The sequence below is a fragment of the Armatimonadota bacterium genome, from assembly GCA_031460175.1.
Taxonomy (GTDB): domain Bacteria; phylum Sysuimicrobiota; class Sysuimicrobiia; order Sysuimicrobiales; family Sysuimicrobiaceae; genus Sysuimicrobium; species Sysuimicrobium tengchongense.
In genome coordinates, this window is the sequence record JAVKGW010000003.1 from 291429 (window position 1) to 308511 (window position 17083).

A 17083-nucleotide genomic window follows, 5' to 3' on the forward strand; every position below is an offset into this window, starting at 1 on the left:
TCCCTCCTCTATCCGGTGTAGACAGGCACCGCCACGGCCTGCTCGAACCGCTCCCCCCCCACGGTGCGTACCCGGCGCACCACGCCTCCGCCCAGCACCTCCTCCCCTTGGTAGAGGCAAGCCACTTGCCCCGCGTTCGTGGCCCAGGGAGGATTCCAAAACCGCACCCGCACCGTGTCCCCCCGGCACTCCACCTCTCCCGGGACATCCTGGGCGCCGTGGCGCAGACGCACGGTCGCTGCGAACCGACTGGCCGGGGGCTGCCCCTGTACCCAGGACACCTCCTCCAGCTCCACCTCCGTGGCCCGCAGATCCGCTTCTTCTCCGACCACGAGGGCGTTGCGGTCCGCCAGGATGGCCACCACATACCGGGGCTTGCCCGTGGCGAGACCGAGTCCCCGGCGCTGTCCCACGGTGTACCGGGCAATTCCCCGGTGCGTCCCCAGGAGTCTGCCCTCCGTGTCGTAGATGGGGCCCGGCCGAAGGGCCTCCGGGGCGAACCGGGCCACCACCTGGGTGTAGTGTCCCCGGGGCACGAAACAGATCTCCTGGCTTTCGGGCTTGTCCGCCACACAAAGCCCCAGACGCCGGGCCACCTCCCGGACCTGGGGCTTTGTGAGCTCCCCGACCGGGAGGAGCAACCGCGCGAGCTCCCGCTGGGTGAGGGCGTAGAGGACGTAGGACTGATCCTTGGCGCGATCCACGGCGCGCAGGAGCCGGAACCGTCCTGCTTCACGGTGCACCCGGGCGTAGTGGCCCGTCGCGAGGTAATCCATCCCCAGGGCAGCCACCTTCTCGAGCAGCAGGGAGAACTTGATGCGCCGATTGCAGGCCACGCAGGGGTTGGGAGTCCGGCCCTGGGCATAGGCCTCCGCGAAGGGGCGGATCACGGCGGCCTCGAAGGCTTCCCGCAGGTTCAGGACGTAGTGGGGGATGCCCAACCGGCGCGCCACGGCCCGGGCATCCTCCACCGCCCCGATCCCGCAGCACCCGGAGCCCGCCTCCTCCGCGGGGAGCCAGCTGGGCCACAGGTTCATGGTGAGGCCCACCACCTCGTGCCCGGCCTCCACGAGGAGGGCCGCGGCCACCGAGCTGTCCACGCCACCGCTCATGGCCACCGCGACGCGCGCCATGCTCCCTCCGTTTTCATCATACCACCCCCGTCCGGCGCGGTCCGGGCCGAGGTACCTTGCGGAGAGGGCGGGATCCACAGTAAAAATAGAAAGGCTCGATGGACCCGATAAAAACCGTGAGACGGGAGGGAATGGGCATGCGCCGGTGGACGGTGCTCGGGCTCGTGGTGTGCGTTGCCCTTGCGGGGATTCTGGGAGCGGGCTACGCCCAGGCTCCACGGGTGATCCGGATCGGCGTGGTGGTCTCCGCCACGGGACCCGCCGCGGCCCTGGGGATTCCGGTACGGAACGCCTTCCTGCTGTACGAGGAGCTCTTCCGGGATGCCATCCCGGGCCACCGGATCCAGTACATCATCCTGGACGACGCCACCAACCCGACTCTCGCGGTCCAGAACGCGCGCAAGCTCATCGCCGAAGACCGGGTGGTGGCCATCGCGGGGAGCACGGTTTCCGTGAGCGCCCTGGCCATGGTGGACGTCACCGGGGAGGCCGGGGTACCGCAGATGGCCATGGGGGCCACCCAGAACATCGTCCACCCCGTGGACGAGAAGCGCCGGTGGGTGTTCCTCCTGCCGCAGACCGCGGCGAGCGCCATCCAGGCGGTGACGTTGGACATGCGGCTGCGGGGAATCCGGACCGTGGGCTACATCGGGTTTAACGACGTGTGGGGGGAGGAGTGGTGGACCTCCCTCTCCCAGGCGGCCCCGAACCTCGGCATCCGTGTGGTGGCCAACGAGCGCTATGCCCGGGCGGACACCAGCGTGACGGGGCAGGTGCTGCGCCTCCTGGCGGCACGGCCGGACGCGATCCTCATCGGCGCCAGTGGAACCCCAGCTATCCTCCCGCATCGGACCCTCCGGGAGCGGGGGTATCGGGGCATCATCTACCACACGCACGCCGTCGGAGACCCCGACGTCCTGCGAGTCGGCGGGAAGGACCTGGAGGGCGCGTTGCTCCCGGTCGGCCCCGCGGTGGTAGCGGATCAGCTTCCGGACAACCATCCCAGCAAGCGGCCGGCCCTGGAGCACAAGCGGATCTACGAGAGCCGGTACGGGCCGGGGAGCGTCTCCCAGTTCGGGGCCCACGTCCACGACTTCTGGCTCATCGTCCGGCCCGCCCTGGAGCGGGCCCTTCGACGGGCGAGCCTGGATAACCTCCCCGCGTTCCGGGCTGCTCTCCGGGACGAGATCGAGGCCACCCGGAACCTGCCCGGGGCCCACGGGGTGTTCACCTACTCGCCCATCGACCACCTCGGGCACCGGTTCGAGTACAGCAACGTCTTCGTCCAGGTCCAGGGCGGAAAACTGAAGCTCCTGCGCACCTTCCTCCCACGTCAGTAGAGGGGGACGGGAAGCCGTCGGTGGATGCCACCATCCTGGGACTTCTGGTCGCGGACGGGATCACCAACGGGGTGATCTACGGACTCCTGGCCATCACCCTGGTGCTGGTGTTCACCGTGACCCGGGTGCTCTTCGTGCCCATGGGGGAGCTCCTCATGTACGCCCCTCTCACCTACGCCCTTCTCGTGGACCACAAGCTTCCTGGCTCCCTCTGGCTCGGGGCCGTCCTCCTCGCGGCGTGGGGGGTGCTGGACCTCCTGGCAGGAGCGCGGCGGATCAGCCTAGTGCTCTTCGCGGGCGCGGCGGCGCTCCTGGGGGCCGGGGCGTGGGCCGCCACCACGGGCTTCCCCATCCTCGCATGGGTGCTGGCGGTGGGGGTCGTGGTCCTGATGGGGATCGCCACCTACCGGTTGTTCTTTGAGCCCATCCCCCACGCCTCCGTGCTCACCTACCTCATCCTCTCCCTCGGCCTCCACTTCGTGTTCCAGGGGCTAGGGCTCGTGTTCTTCGGGCCGGAGCAGTACCGTCTTCCCCCGCTCCTGCCGGGAGAGGCACAGTTGGGCCCCGTGCCCCTTCCGCGACAGAACTTCGCGGTCTACGGTCTGGCCCTCCTCTGGGTGTTGCTGCTCTACGGGTTCTTCTCCCGGAGCCTGTACGGGAAAGCGCTCCTCGCCTGCGCCATCAACCGCCGGGGAGCCCGTCTCACGGGGATCCGCATCCGGGACGCGGGCCGGGTGGCCTTCACCCTCGCCGGCCTCATCTGTGCCCTGGGAGGCATGCTGCTCGCGCCCCTCACCAACGCCGCGTACTTCATGGGGTTCCTCCCTTCCCTGAAGGGGTTCGTGGCCGCGGTGTTGGGGGGGCTTGTGAGCTATCCCCTGGCCGCGGCGGGAGCGATCCTCGTGGGAACCCTGGAAGCCTTCAGCGCTTTCTACGCGAGCGCCTACAAAGAGGCCATCGTCTTCGCCCTCCTGCTCCCCATCCTCTTCGTCCAGAGCCTGCGCACGCTGGAAATCGGAGGGGTGGAAGAGTGATCCGCTGGATCCTCCTCGGGCTAGCCTTCGCGGCGATCCCCTTCCTCCCCCCCTTCTACCTCACCCTGCTGAACTTCACGGCCATCAGCGCGGTGGTGGCCCTGGGTCTGTACCTCCTGACGGGGCTCGCGGGAATGAGCAGCTTCGGCCAAGCCGCCTTCATGGGCCTCGCCGCGTACACCACCGCCATCGCCACCACCCGGTGGGGATGGTCCCCGTGGATGAGCTTGCCCTTGGCCCTGGCCCTCTGCGGGCTCGCGGCCGTGGTTTTGGGGAGTGTCACCGTCCGCCTGAAGGGGCACTACCTGCCGCTCGCGACCATCGCGTGGCAGATGGCCCTCTCCATCCTGATGGGGAACCTGGTCTCCATCACGGGAGGACACGGGGGGATCAGCGAGATCCCTGCCCTCCGACTCGGTCCCCTCTCCCTGCGGGACCCCCGGGAGTACGGTTTTCTGAGCCTCGGATGCGCGGTGCTGCTCGCCCTGGCCTGCGCGCAGCTGGCTTCCAGCCGCACGGGCAGGGCCCTGCGGGCGGTGCGGGGAGACGGCGCGGTGGCCGCCAGCTTCGGCGTGAACCTCCCGCTGGTCCGCCTGCAGGTGTTCGTGCTGGCCGCCCTGTTCGCGGGGTTGGCGGGATGGCTCCATGCCCACTTCCTCCGGTTCGTGAATCCCCAACCCTTCGGGCTTGAGGCCTCCATGCGGTACGTCATCATGGCGGTGGCCGGAGGGGTGGACCGCATCGGGGGCATCTTCCTTGGCGCGGGGCTTCTGACCCTGCTGGGGAGCTGGCTACAGGATATCCTCCCGGTGCTGTTCGGACGCACCGCCCAGTACGAGGTGATCGCGTACGGCCTCATCCTGGCAGGGATCCTCCTCCTGGCCCCGCGGGGTCTATGGCCGTTCCTGGAGGTCTACTTCCCCCGTCGCCGCCTCCCTCCCATCTCGGATCGCACCCTTCCTGCCCCTCCGATCCCCCTCCCTCGCTCGGAGGTCCTCCTGGAGGTCCGGGAGCTCACCAAGAACTTCGGGGGCCTCCTCGCGGTGAACGGCATCTCCTTCACGGTCCGTCGGGGAGAGGTGGTGGGGCTCATCGGACCGAACGGAGCGGGCAAGACCACCTGCTTCAACCTCATCACGGGCCTCCTCCCGCCCACGCGGGGAGAGGTTTGGTTTGACGGGCACCGGATCTCCGGGCGTCCCCCCTTCGCCATCCACCCACTCGGGATCGCCCGGACCTTCCAGCAGCCGCACCTCTTCGGGGAGATGACGGTCCTGGAGAACGCGGCCCTGGGCACCTACAGCCGGACCCGCAGTGGGATGCTGGCGTGTCTGGTGGGGTGGGACAAGCTCCGGGGCGAGGAACAGGCGGCCCTGGCGGAGGCCCACCGGGCCCTGGAACGCGTAGGCCTCGCACACCTTGCCCACGAGAAGGCCGGGAGGCTCCCCCTCGCGCAGCAGCGGCTGTTGGAGATCGCCCGGGCCCTCGCCTCCGCCCCGCAGCTGCTCCTGCTGGACGAGCCGGCTGCCGGCCTGCGGGCGCGGGAGAAGCGGGAGCTGGCGCAGCTCCTCCGGCGTCTTGCGGAAGCGGGAACCAGCATCCTCATCGTGGACCACGACATGGACCTCATCATGGGGCTGGTGGATCGGGTGGTGGTCATGCACTACGGGGAGAAGCTGGCCGAAGGGGCTCCGGAGGGGGTTCAGCAGAACCCGCGGGTCCTGGAGGCATACCTGGGTCTGCCCGCGGAGGCAGCGGGATGAAGCTCCTGGAGCTCCGGGATTTCCGGGTGCGGTACGGGGCCGTGGAGGTGGTCCACGGGATCCACCTGGAGGTGAACGCGGGCGAGGTCGTCACCCTGATCGGGCCCAACGGCGCGGGGAAAACCAGCACGCTGCTGGGCCTCGTGGGGATGGTCCCCGCCACGGGGGAAGTGTGGTTCGAGGGGAAGCTCCTCCCGCACCGCATGCCGGAACAGCTCCACCGGGACGGCATCGTTCTGGTTCCCGAGGGCCGGGAACTCTTCCCCACCCTCGCGGTGGAGGACCACCTGCACCTCGGCGCCTTCTCCCGTATCCAGCGGGGCGTGTCCCGGACAGAGGTGGAGGAGGACCTGGAGCGGGTGTACACGCTCTTTCCCCGGCTGCGGGAACGGCGACGTCAGATGGCGGGGACCCTCTCCGGGGGCGAGCAGCAGATGCTGGCCATCGGCCGGGCCCTGATGGGTCGGCCCCGCCTCCTGCTGCTGGACGAGCCGAGCCTGGGGCTCGCCCCCCTCGTGGTCCGGGAGATCTTCCGGATCCTCGGGGAACTGAAGGCCCGGGGGACCACCATGCTCCTCGTAGAGCAGAACGCCCGGATGGCCCTGCAGCTCGCGGATCGGGCCTACGTGATGGAGGCCGGCGAGGTGGTCACCCAGGGCCCTCCGCAGGCCCTCCTCCAGGATCCCCGGGTGGCGGAGGCCTACCTAGGCCTCCGCCGGGCCAGCCTTCCCACCGCCTCCGGCTAGCGGGGGAGGCGCAGGCGGAGGAGCTTCCGGGCGTTCTCCTCGAAGATCTTCCGCTTGTCCTCCAAAGATGCCGTCATGTTCTCCACGGCCCGGATGGCCTCCCGCACGTACATGGCTCCCTCCTCGGGGCCGAAGGGCATGTCGGAGCCGAACAGCACGTGCTCTGCTCCGAAGAACGCCACCCCGCACTCCACGCCGGGCACGTTGCCGAAGAGGGCCGTGTCCGCGTAGAACATCCGGAAGTACTCGTGGGGCGACCGCTTGAGCCTCCGGCGGGCCTCCACGTCCTCTGCGGAGTCCGTGCGGTGGCCGATCCGGTCCAACCCTCCCCAGCCAAGCCGTCCTTCCACGTACGGAATGATCCCGCCCAGGTGGTGGGTGATGATCTTGAGGTTCGGGAGGCGGTCGAAGATCCCGGAGAAGACCATCCGGGTCATGAACACCCCGGTCTCATAGGGCCAGCCCAGGGCCCACCAGATGTCGTACTTGGAACGGTTCTCCGTGGGGTAATCCGCCTGGTCCTGCCCCCGGGTGGGGTGGACCCAGATGGGGAGGTCGTAGGCGGCCATGCGCTCAAAGAGGGGCAGGAACTCCGGTTGGTCCAGGGGCTTTCCGAGCACGTTGGTGAAGATCTGGACCCCGGTGGCGCCCAGCTCCTCTACCGCCCGCTCCGCCTCCCGCACCGCGGCCTCCACGTCGTCCAGGGGCAGGGAAGCCACGAAGCCCACGAACCGGTCTGGATAGCGGTCCACGAGCTCAGCCATGCCGTCGTTCGCGGCCCTGGCGAGCTCCACCCCCTGGGGCCCCGTGGCCACCGCCTCGATGGGCGGGGCCGCCAGGCATGGCACCTGTACGTAGGCGCCGAGGGTGTCCATGATCCGGAACCGTTTCTCGAGATCCCACAGGGTGCTCACGCCTCGGACCAGCCGTTGGAGATATCCCGATGCGGAAGCGTGTTCGACCATCCGGTCGTAGAACCCCTTCGGGTAGATGTGGCAGAAGGCGTCGATCTTGAGCATGGTCCTCCTCCTACTGCACCTTCAGGTCCCGGGCAGCCTCCCGCACGAAGCGGAAATCCACCAAGCGGTCCACGGGAAGGGGGGATGCCAGGGCGCCCTGCGCCACCATGTGCGCCTGGAGGGCCAGCAGGTGCCGCGCGTCGAACACCCCGTCCCGCCGCAGCCCCGGCCAGATCATCTCCTGGAAGAGGGCGTCCTCCCGGAGCGGGGTGTACTTCTTCAGGACCTCCACCACCTCCGCACGCGCGGCGGGATTTCGCAAAGCGTCGTTGTAGAGTTGCAGCCCCCGCAGGTACGCCCGCATCCATCGGGTCGCCACCGGCGTCCGGGCCCGCATCTGCTCCGAGTACACCAGCACCGCGGCGGGGAAGTCCGTCACCACCGCGTCCGCGGTCAAGAGGGCGATGCCGGACCGAAGCCGCCGGGTGGAGATGGTGGCGGAGGGTTCCACCATCATGGCCGCGTCCACGGCCCCGTTGTGCACCGCCACGGGCATGTCCGGGATGGCCATGGGCACGAGCTGCACCTCCCGCAGGCTCACCCCGCCCCGGGCCAACATCCGCTCCAGGAGGAACGTCTGCACCCCCGCGAGGTTGGTGACCGCCACCCTCCGGCCCCGCAGGTCTCGTACGCTGCGCACGGTGCCCGCGTCGAACAGCTCCCGCCGGACCACCAGCACGTTGAACCCGTGGCCCTTGGCGAAGGAGCCCTTGGTGGCCACAATCCGCATCCCCGCCCCCTGCTGGATGGCGTTGATGAATCCCGGGATGATCTCGATGCCGCCCACGTCCAGCAGGCCCGTGGCGAGCGCCGGGATGATCTCCGTGGACCGCATGCGGTGGTTGAGCTGGACCTGGAGTCCCTCCTCCGCGAAGTACCCCTTCTCCAGGCCGATGAAGATCCCCGCATCGGACACCGCGCCCGGGGTGCCTGCCCGGATGGAGACCAAGGCCTGTCCAAGGGCGGAGGAGGCGGCGAAGATCGCGAGCAAACAGACCAACCCCAGAAAAAGCCCCTTTCCGGTCATTCCAGCCTCCCTCCCGGCAATTGGCGGTTCCTAACCATCCTCTGGAAACGGCAAGCTCCCTCCCGGCACCGGTACCGGCCCGGGAGGCGCCGCGGCGCGTTCTCGGGCCTGCGACACCGGAGGCAGGATCCTCGCCTCCGGCCCACTCCCCTGGAAGTGCCCGATCCAGGAGCACGTCCCGCGGATCTCCTCGGGGACGGGTGGCACCCACGTCTGCTCCCACCTCTCCATCTGGCCCGTGTGCTTCGCGAGCCGGTAGATGCGGGCGTGGATGCACTCCCGGTCTCCGAACTCGCAGGTGTTCCCGTCCGTGCCCCCGCAGGGGCCGTTCGCGAGCCCCTTCGGGCAGGTCTCCGGGCAGACGAAGAAGGTGTAGGGGAGCCGACAGAACCCGCACAGCTGGCAGCCCACCCACGGTCCCTTGAGGGCGTGCTCCACCCGTGCCAAAACCCGTCCCGCGGCACTCTGCCGGGAAACGGGGCGGAACAGGATCGCTCCCAGCTTCGCCACGGGGCTAGAGGGCTGGAACATCCAGTGATCCACGGCCTCCAGGATCCGGAACCCCCGCACCTCTCCGGGCGAAGCCACCACGGCCCCCGCCCCCTGGTCGAGGTAGAAAGCCCCTTCCGGTGCCAGCCGCACCGGACGTCCGTCGGGGTGGGTCATCACCTCCTGCCAGGCTTCTTGCCACGACTCCAGGTCCCGGCAGCTCGCCTCCAGGGTGGCCACCTGATCCAGGAGCTGCTCCAGGGTGCGCTCCGTATGCACCCCGCACAGGTGCGCGCCCCCGTATCCCAACAGCCGTGCGCCCACCACCTGCAGGGCAGCCCGTCGGATGGCGACCGACCTCCCTCCGTCCTCCAACTTCGCGTCCTCCTCCAGGCGCCGCAGGAAGTCCTCCGGGATCGGAACGCCGGGAAGCTTCGCATCCCGGATCCGCAGGGCCAGGGAGGGCGTGAGCAGCCACACGCTGGCCAGGATCGGGACGCGGACGCCCCGGGAAGCCAGGAACGCCTGGAGCTCCTGGAACTTCCGGGGGTCCCACCCGATCTGGGTGATGAGGACATCCGCTCCGGCCCGGAGCTTCTTCAGGGCCTTCACGTACTGCCCGAAGAGCTCCTCCTCCCGGTACTTGAACGGGTTCACCGCGGCGGCCAGGAACGCGGAGGGGAGCTCCTTCCGGGCGATCCAGAGGGACTGGACGGAGTCCAGGTACCGGGCAGGCCTGTCCGGAGGGGGCTCCCGCAGGGCATCTCCCGTGATGAACAGGAATGCCTCCAACCCCTCCTGTCTTGCCCGCTCCAGGTCCCGTTCCAGATCCGGGAGGGTGCGTCCCTTGCCGGCCCAGTGGACCACGGGGAGGATCCCCGTGGCCTCCGCCACCATGCGACCCACCAGGAGCGCATCGTGGTCGTGGTCCGTGCGTACCCGGTCCGAGATGGTGAGGGCTGCAATCCGCCCGTCCTGCCGGGCCCACCGTCCCATCCGGATCACGGAGTCCGCCACCTCCTCAAGGGGCTTGGAGCCGCTCAGCGGCGGGGACTCCAGGGTGAGGACGAACCTTCCCTCCTGGAGGCTCTGCAGGAGCCGGTTTTCGTACTTCGGGCGAACGGCCTCGGGACGGTTCATGCCGCTCCTCGTGGGTCATACATTGGCCTTTCGCTTGCTTTTTCCATCTTACCGGGGTTCCGTCCGAGCGGGCAACTTCCGGAGGGCCCTGTGAGGTTCAATCCAGATGCTGCACCTGGTGCGGGTAGGTACGCTCCAGGATCTCCACGATCCGGGTGAGGAGGGCGTTGTAGGGCGCGGGGATGCCGTGGCGTTCCGCCCGCCGCGCGATCTCCCCGTTGAGGAACGCGATCTCCGTGGGACGGCGTCGGAGCACATCCTGGAGCATGGAAGGGAGGTGGGTGCGCTCCTGTGGGGACTGGTGGCGCCGGAGGAGCGTATCCAGGACCCTTTGCGGATCCAGGGAAACTCCCTCCGCGGCCGCCACCGCCACCGTCTCCGCCACGATCCGCTCGAAGATCTCCCGCGCGGCGGGCTGGGCCACAAGGGGCCCAACGGGGAGACGGGTGATGGCGGAGAGCGCGTTCGCGGCCGCGTTGAAAGCCACCTTGTACCAGATGGCTTCCCACGGATCGGGGAGAGCCCGCGCGGGCAGGCCCGCCTGGGTGAGCAGGGTGGCGAGCTCCTGCGCGGCGCCGAATCGATCTGGCGCAAGAGGCCCCAACAGGATCTCCACGGGGTGCGGGGTCCACCGGATCCGTCCCGGGGCCACCAGGTCGCTCCAGAGGAAGCAAACGCCCGCCAGGATCCGGTCCGGGTTGAACACCTCCGCGAGGGCCTCCACGTTCCCCAGCCCGTTCTGGAGCGTCACCACCCACGTGTCGGGTCCCGCCATGGGCAGGGCGTTTTGGGCCGCGCTCCGGGTGTGGTTGGACTTGGTGAAGATCAGGAGGTAATCCACCTGCCCCGCGTCCGTGGGGTCCCGGGTGGCCCGGACCCGCACGACGCGCGGGCGCATCCCGTCGTCCACCCACACCCCGTGCTGGCGGAGGGCAGCGACCTGTTCCTCCCACACGTCCACGAGCCAAACCTCGTGCCCGGCCTCCGTGAGGTGCACGCCGAAGCGGCACCCCATGGCCCCCGCCCCCACCACGCCGAACCGCACCGCCTGCCTCCTCGTCCCCTCAGGGAATCAGGACCGCCCGGCCGTGCACCCTTCCCCGGTGCAGATCCGTGAGTGCCCGGTTCGCCTCCTCCAGGGGATAGCGTACGATCCTCGCCCGCACCGCCCCCTGCGCGGCCAAGTGCACGAGCTCCACGAGCTCCGTGTAGGTCCCCACGAGGTTGCCCACGATGGCCTTCTCCGTGGCCACGAGTTCCATGGTGGGCACCGTGAGGGGATCCCCGTACCCCACCACGAAGTAGGTTCCCCGACGCCCGAGCAAGGACCACCCCAGCTGGGGAGCCCCCCCTTCCCCCACGAAGTCCAGGACCACCCGCGCGCCCCGTCCCTGGGTCCACTCCATCACCTGCGCGGCGCTCTCCGACTCCGCGGGGAACACCGCGTCCGCACCCATCTCCCGGGCCCAGTTCCGGGCTTCCTCCGACCGGTCCACCACCGCGACGCGGGCGCAGGACAGGGCCCGCAGCATCTGGTACGCCAGGTGCCCCAGTCCGCCGAATCCCAGGAGCACGGCCACGGTCCCCGGCTCCAGGAGCGGGATCGCCCGCTTCACCGCATGGTAGGCGGCTAAGCCCGCGTCCGCCAGAGGGGCCGCATCCTGCGGAGGGAACCCCTCCGGGAGCCGGATGCAGTTCCGCTCCTTCACGAGAAGGTACTCCGCGAACCCGCCGTCCCGATCCAGGCCCACGAAGGCGCCGTTCTCGCAGTGCATCTCCTGCCCCTGTCGGCAGGCGAAGCAGACGCCGTCCGAGACCATGGGATACACCAGGACAGGATCCCCCCTGCGCACGGAGCGGACCGCGGGTCCCACCTCCTCCACCCATCCCGCGTTTTCGTGTCCGGGAATGTACGGGAGCTGTGCCCGCATCACCCCCCGGAACATCCCCTCCAGGACGTGCAGATCCGTCCGGCACACCCCCGCCCCGGCCACCCGGACGATCACGTCGTCCGGGGCCTGCAGCCTGGGGTCCGGAACCTCCTCCAGGACCAGAGCCGGGCTCTGGTCCTCTACGGGTCCGTACCGGTGGAGTCGGGCCGCCCTCATCGCTCCGAAACCTTACAAGTACGCCAGCAGGTCCTGGATCCCCCTCAACACCAAGTCAGGCCGCTCTCGGGGAGGAAGCTTCTCCAGCTCTTCCTCCAACGTGACGCCGGTGAGCACCAAGACGGTCCGGGCACCGGCCTCCTTTCCCATCCGGAAATCCAGCTCCACGTCGTCCCCGACCACCACCACCTCCTCCACCGGTACCCCCAGCCGGGACGCGGCAACCCGCAGGGCGTCCCGGCTGGGCTTGCCCACGAGCCGGGCGGGTTTCTGTGTGATGTAGGTGATGGCCGCGGCGAGGGCCGCGGACAGGCCTGGGGTTCTGCCATGCTTGGTGGCGTACCAGGGAGAAAGGGAGGTCACCAGGAACGCGGCACCGTTCCAGATGGCGCGGCAGGCCGCCGCGAGCTTCTCATACGTCCAGACGGGATCCCAGCCCACCAGGACCACCCCTGCCCGTTCCCCCTCCTCCACGCCCACGCACGGGATCCCCTTCCGCTCCAAGGGTGCCCACAGTCCCCGCTGGCCCAGCACGAGGACCGGGCGGCCCGGATACTCGCGGGCGATGATCTCCGCGGCGATGGCTCCCGGAGTGATGACCTCCTGATCCTCGACGGGGAGCTGGCTCGCCCGCAAGACCCCCGTGTACTCCTCCGGGGGCAGGGCGCTCCCGTTGGTCAGGAAGACGAACCGGCCTCCGCCGTCGCGGATCGCCTCGAGGACCGCCCGCGTCCCGGGGAGGACCTGCGGGTTGCGCCACTCCGCGGAATCCGCAACAATACAGGTCCCGTCCACGTCCAGGACGAAGCATCGGCCCCGGAGGTTCATGCGGTCCGCGTCCGTCTCAGGGTGATCCCCAGATCCTTCCGTTCCAGCCGGACGTAGGTTACCCTCCGCTGTCCTGCGGAGAGGGCTTCCACGAGGCGCCGGAGGGTTTCCCCGGTCCCTTCCCCATCCAGGACTAGAGGAGCCGCCTTACCCCGCTGGATGGCCTGGACCTCCTCCTCCGGGAGCCCGTACCGGAGCAGGACCTCTTCGTCCGATCCCCCCCCGTAGATCCTCCGCAGCTCCGCGATGGAGAGCTCCGGCCGCTCCCGGGGGATCTCCTTGGCCCGGGGGAGGGAGAGCACCCGATCCTGCACCTCGGGATCGATGGGACCGGGCGGTTCCCCGTACTGCCCCAGGATGTACCGGATGGTCTCGTCCGCCACGAGGCGGTAGCGCTCCGGCCCGATGAGGTTCAGCAGGGCCTGGGTGGCCACGAACTGGCTGAAGGGCGTCATCATGATGGGATAGCCCAGCTCCGCCCGCACCCGGACGATCTCGTCCAGCACCGCCTCGAACTTCTCCTCCTGCCCGATCTCCCGCAAGTTCCGCTTCAGGGTGGTGACCATGCCGCCCGGAACCTGGTGCCGGTAATAGGCCAGATCGTACTCCGAGGGGCGGCCGATGGGCAGGTTCCGCCGCCGAGCCACTTGAAAGAAGTACCGGGAGACCCGTTCCGCGGCCTCCAGGTCCACCTCCACCTCGAAGCCCAGCTCCCGCAGGTTCGCCACCGTCCGGAAGAAGTTCGGGAGACTGGTCCCCTCTGCGAGGGGAGGGATGGCGGTGTGGAAGGTGCGGACTCCCAGCTCCGCGGCTCGCACGTAGCACACGGGGGCGAGCCCCATGTTGCAGTGGGAGTGGACCTCCAGGGGGGTATCCCCGAGCGCCTCCCGGAGGGCCGGCACCAGAGTCCCGACCCGATCCGGGGTGAGGAGACCCGCGGGATCCTTGATGTACACCGCGTCCACCACGCCCCGGGCCTTCTCTCCCAGCTCCCGGACCCGGCGGGTGTAGAACTCGTCCGTGTGGACCGGGCTGATGCTGTACACCAGGGCCACCACCACCTCCTCCGCCCCCTCCTCCCGGGCCATCCGGGCCCCCTCCACCATCTCCGCCACGTTGTTCATGGGATCCACCACCTGGATCCGGCGGATGCCGTGGCGGACCACGGTGCGCATGGCAAGCCGGATGAGCTCCCGCGGACAGGGCTCCCACCGGATGAACCGGAGGCCCGTGGTCATGAAGGTCAGGGGCGTGCGGGGCATCCGCTCCCGGGTGAGCCGGATCCGCTCGAAGGGATCCTCCCGGTGCCACCGCACGGACACGGCCATGTGGGTGCTGGTGGTGAAGTCCAGGGCCTTGAACCCCACCCGGTCCAGATCCGATGCCACGGCCAGGATCATGGGGGTGGTGATGCCCGTGGCGCTCCACAGGCTCTGGTTCCCGTCCCGGAGGGTGACGTCGATCAGCTGGATCCGCCTCTCCATGATGAGGGGCCGGATTCACCGGGACAGCGCCTTGCCCGCCAGGGTCTGCACCACGTAGCTGAGCGGGTCCTTGAAGTTGGCCGCGATGGAGCTTCTGGGACGCCGGCTCCACACGGTTTCGGGCCGGGACTGGAGCAGGTAGAGGTTGTGGGGGAAGGCCTCGTTCTCCGCCACCGCCCACTCGATGTCCAAGGGGAACCCGTAGACCTGCTCCAGGTGCCGGGCCAGCCGCGCAAGTTCCACCACCTCCTCGTCGCAAAGACAGGGCTTCGTCTGCAGATCCTCGGGAACGGGAACCTTCACCAGCACCCCCTCGCTGCCCGTGGGCACGAACTGCGCGGTTTTGGGCGAGATCTTGCGGTGCACGATCTCCAGGGTCACCTTGTTGACGGTGAACTCGTCCGGGGTGACCTCCCCGCTCACCACCGCCACCCCGGGGCCCCAGCTCCCCTCCACCACGATGAGGGAACGGTCCCCGGTCCGGGGGCTGAGGGTGAACAGGACCCCCGCAGCCCTGGGATGAACCATCTGCTGGACCCCCACCGCCACCCCGTCGTCCAGGGAGATCCCTTGGGTCAGCCGGTACGAGAGGGCCCGGGGGGTGAACGCGCTCGCCCAGCACCGGCGCACGGAGTCCAACACGTTCTCGGCTCCGCGCACCCACAGGTACGTCTCCTGCTGACCCGCGAAGCTGGCTTGCTCGCTGTCCTCCGCCAGGGCGCTTGAGCGCACCGCCACGGGCGGGTCCGAAACCTGGGTCCGAATGCTCAGCTCCTCGTACCCTCGCTCGATGGCCCCCTGCACCTCCCGCGGAATCCGACTTTCCAGGAACATGCCCGTGATCTGCTGGCTCGCCCGCTCGAGACTTTCCAGGTCGTTGGGCGCCACGGAGGCCAGCACCTGCCGCAGCCGATCCTCCAGGCCGTTGGCTTCCAGGAAGCGCCGGTATCCGAAGCTGGTGACCGCGAATCCCGGCGGGACCCGGCACCCGTGCCGGAGGAGTTCTCCAAGGCTCGCCACCTTCCCACCCACGAGGGCGCGCTCCGTGAATCCCACCCGTGAGAAGTCCAGGACGAAGGGCACCTCTCCCATCATCTCATCCGACCCCCCTTCTAGTCCTCCAGCAGGGTTACGGTTCCCGCATCCCCGTCCACCCGGATCCGCTGTCCGGTCCGGATGCGCTTGGTGGCGGATCCCGTCCCCAGCACCGCGGGGATCCCGTACTCCCGCGCCACGATGGCCGCGTGGGACATCATCCCGCCGATGTCGGAGACCGTGGCCCGGATCCGGGAGAAGACCGGAGCCCAGCTGGGCTCCGTGACGGAACACACCAGGATCTCTCCTTCCTGGACCTCGTGCAGCTGATCCACGCTCAGGACCACCCGCGCGGGCCCCTCCACCACCCCCGGCGAGGCCGCGAACCCTCGCAGGACCTTCTCTTCCGCCTTCTCCGGCTCCAGCCACGCCCGCAGGCGTTCGGGCGTGATGCCCCAGAGCATCACCACCGCGGGGTCCACCACGGCCTCGGGCACGGTCCCAAGAGCCGGGGGTGGGTTCCACTCCCGCAACTTCCTCATGAGCTCCCGCCGCCGGGCGATGATGGGCGGCCAGTACACGGGGCCCCGGGCCGGTGCCCCGATGGTCCAGGAGAGCAAAAGGTCCATGAGGGCCTGGTGCACCTCACTCCAGTGCAGGTAGAAGATGTCCTCCACGTCCCGGAAGAACCCCTGCCGCACGAACAGGGCCCCCAGTTCCCGCACCTTGTTCCAGAACACGCTCTGGTACCAGTGCTCCACGTAGAACTTGTGGTCCTCGATGGAGTAGTACACGTTACGGACCAGCCCCAGGAGCTGATCAAAGGCCCGCCGATCCTCCTCCGTTTGCAGCAAAGCCCGATACCCTTCCGTGATCTGATCCCGGTCCCGCCGGCGGCCCTCGATGTCCCGCTCCAGGGACTCTCCCCGCTTCACCTTCGCCACGTAGTCGCACAGGATGCCGAAGACGGCTCCCGGATCGTCCACCCACGCCCGGTGATGATGGTGGAACCCATCCCCCGTGTTCATGTAGAACCAGGGGTCCGAGCTCCGACGCCACTCCTCTAGCCACGTCCGGCCCGCCTCGGTCTGCTCCAGAACCTGGAACACCTCCTTCACGTCCGCACCGGGCCGGAAATGGGAATCCACCCCCAGCTCCACGGCCCGCTTGGCCAAGCGCTTCAGCTCATCGTTGGGGCGGAACATGCTCACGTCAATGGCGCCCACCATGCGGGTGATGGCCTGGTCCGAGATCTCCGGGAACGCTTTCTTGCAGAACTCGTAAAAGGTAAAGTAGGCGGCGAACCCGATCATCACGATCTCCATGTGGATCTGCCAGATCCGGAAGATGCTCTCCAGAAGCCGGTGGTAGGCCTCGAACACCTCCTGGGAGGTGCCGTATCCCTTCCGTTCGAAGACGAGCCGCTCGTCCTCCACCTCCGGGAGCTCCGGGAACCGGATGGCCTTCAGCTGCTCGATCTCCCGCTTTACCTTCTCCCGCCACTCCTCGTAGAACTGCGGCCAGTTCTGGAAGTAGTACCCCGCCCGACGCTCGAAGAGCTTGGCCCGTTCCTCGATCTTCTTGGGATCTCCCACCGCGGTGGGGCTGATGTACAGCCGGCCGTTCAGGAACCGGAAGTCAATCCCCATGGCCGGCGGGATGGCGAACATCCGGCTGCTCATCTCCCCGATGCCGAGGTAGCCCGCCTCGAATCCGATGGTGTCAAACGGATGCACGGCTTCGGGGGCGTGCATGCCGTTGTAGAACCAAAGCTTGTTCTCTTCCTCCTGCCTGCGGTCCTCGCTAAACAGGAGGTAGTACGGATACATCTCCGTCCAGCCCTCGCAGCCGGGGGGTGTCTGGACCTCGAACGGGCTTTGGAACCGCAAAGCGTCCGTCATCATTCCCCCTCCCCCTTGCGCGTCCCATGTGGGTTT

At 68.8% G+C, this 17083-nt stretch carries 14 protein-coding genes; 4 read left to right on the forward strand and 10 right to left on the reverse strand.

Going from position 1 to position 17083, the window contains the following annotated elements; all coding sequences use genetic code 11:
• Window positions 1–8 precede the first annotated feature (8 nt).
• Window positions 9–1133, reverse strand: a complete 1125-nt coding sequence (gene mnmA, locus QN206_06280; protein MDR7614417.1) for a tRNA 2-thiouridine(34) synthase MnmA — start codon at window positions 1131–1133, stop codon at window positions 9–11.
• A gap of 137 nt (window positions 1134–1270) precedes the next feature.
• On the opposite strand from mnmA, the gene QN206_06285 reads away from it, so the two are divergent.
• The 4 genes from QN206_06285 to QN206_06300 are packed head-to-tail and all read left to right on the forward strand — an operon-like array spanning window position 1271 to window position 6016.
• Window positions 1271–2473, forward strand: a complete 1203-nt coding sequence (locus QN206_06285) for an ABC transporter substrate-binding protein (GenBank protein MDR7614418.1) — start codon at window positions 1271–1273, stop codon at window positions 2471–2473.
• Window positions 2474–2493: 20 nt separating this feature from the next.
• Window positions 2494–3507 carry a branched-chain amino acid ABC transporter permease gene (locus tag QN206_06290; protein MDR7614419.1) on the forward strand — a complete coding sequence of 338 codons (1014 nt, stop codon included), beginning with the start codon at window positions 2494–2496 and terminating at the stop codon, window positions 3505–3507.
• Entirely contained in the window at window positions 3504–5270 is a 1767-nt protein-coding gene (locus tag QN206_06295; protein MDR7614420.1) for a branched-chain amino acid ABC transporter ATP-binding protein/permease, read from the forward strand. Before QN206_06290 ends, QN206_06295 begins: the two co-directional genes overlap by 4 nt.
• Entirely contained in the window at window positions 5267–6016 is a 750-nt protein-coding gene (locus QN206_06300; protein MDR7614421.1) for an ABC transporter ATP-binding protein, read from the forward strand. Before QN206_06295 ends, QN206_06300 begins: the two co-directional genes overlap by 4 nt.
• Here QN206_06300 and QN206_06305 read toward each other — a convergent pair.
• From QN206_06305 to QN206_06345, 9 genes are all read right to left on the reverse strand, one after another.
• A complete protein-coding gene (locus QN206_06305) occupies window positions 6013–7035 on the reverse strand; it encodes an amidohydrolase family protein (GenBank protein ID MDR7614422.1) in 1023 nt (340 codons plus the stop codon). The two genes, QN206_06300 and QN206_06305, sit on opposite strands and share 4 nt — an antisense overlap.
• 10 nt (window positions 7036–7045) lie before the next feature.
• Window positions 7046–8062: an ABC transporter substrate-binding protein gene (locus tag QN206_06310; GenBank protein ID MDR7614423.1), complete on the reverse strand. Its 1017-nt coding sequence runs from the start codon at window positions 8060–8062 to the stop codon at window positions 7046–7048.
• Between the two features lie 30 nt (window positions 8063–8092).
• Window positions 8093–9691: a methylenetetrahydrofolate reductase C-terminal domain-containing protein gene (locus QN206_06315; GenBank protein MDR7614424.1), complete on the reverse strand. Its 1599-nt coding sequence runs from the start codon at window positions 9689–9691 to the stop codon at window positions 8093–8095.
• A 97-nt stretch (window positions 9692–9788) separates the two neighbouring features.
• Complete coding sequence (locus tag QN206_06320) at window positions 9789–10736, reverse strand: 2-dehydropantoate 2-reductase (GenBank protein ID MDR7614425.1); 948 nt, start codon at window positions 10734–10736, stop codon at window positions 9789–9791.
• Window positions 10737–10755: 19 nt separating this feature from the next.
• A complete protein-coding gene (locus QN206_06325; GenBank protein ID MDR7614426.1) occupies window positions 10756–11799 on the reverse strand; it encodes an NAD(P)-dependent alcohol dehydrogenase in 1044 nt (347 codons plus the stop codon).
• A gap of 12 nt (window positions 11800–11811) precedes the next feature.
• Complete coding sequence (locus QN206_06330; GenBank protein ID MDR7614427.1) at window positions 11812–12627, reverse strand: HAD hydrolase-like protein; 816 nt, start codon at window positions 12625–12627, stop codon at window positions 11812–11814.
• Window positions 12624–14111: a biotin carboxyl carrier protein gene (locus tag QN206_06335; GenBank protein ID MDR7614428.1), complete on the reverse strand. Its 1488-nt coding sequence runs from the start codon at window positions 14109–14111 to the stop codon at window positions 12624–12626. Before QN206_06335 ends, QN206_06330 begins: the two co-directional genes overlap by 4 nt.
• Window positions 14112–14126: 15 nt before the next feature.
• Complete coding sequence (locus QN206_06340; GenBank protein ID MDR7614429.1) at window positions 14127–15206, reverse strand: PEP/pyruvate-binding domain-containing protein; 1080 nt, start codon at window positions 15204–15206, stop codon at window positions 14127–14129.
• 17 nt (window positions 15207–15223) lie between these two features.
• Entirely contained in the window at window positions 15224–17047 is a 1824-nt protein-coding gene (locus QN206_06345) for a PEP-utilizing enzyme (protein ID MDR7614430.1), read from the reverse strand.
• Window positions 17048–17083: the final 36 nt, after the last annotated feature.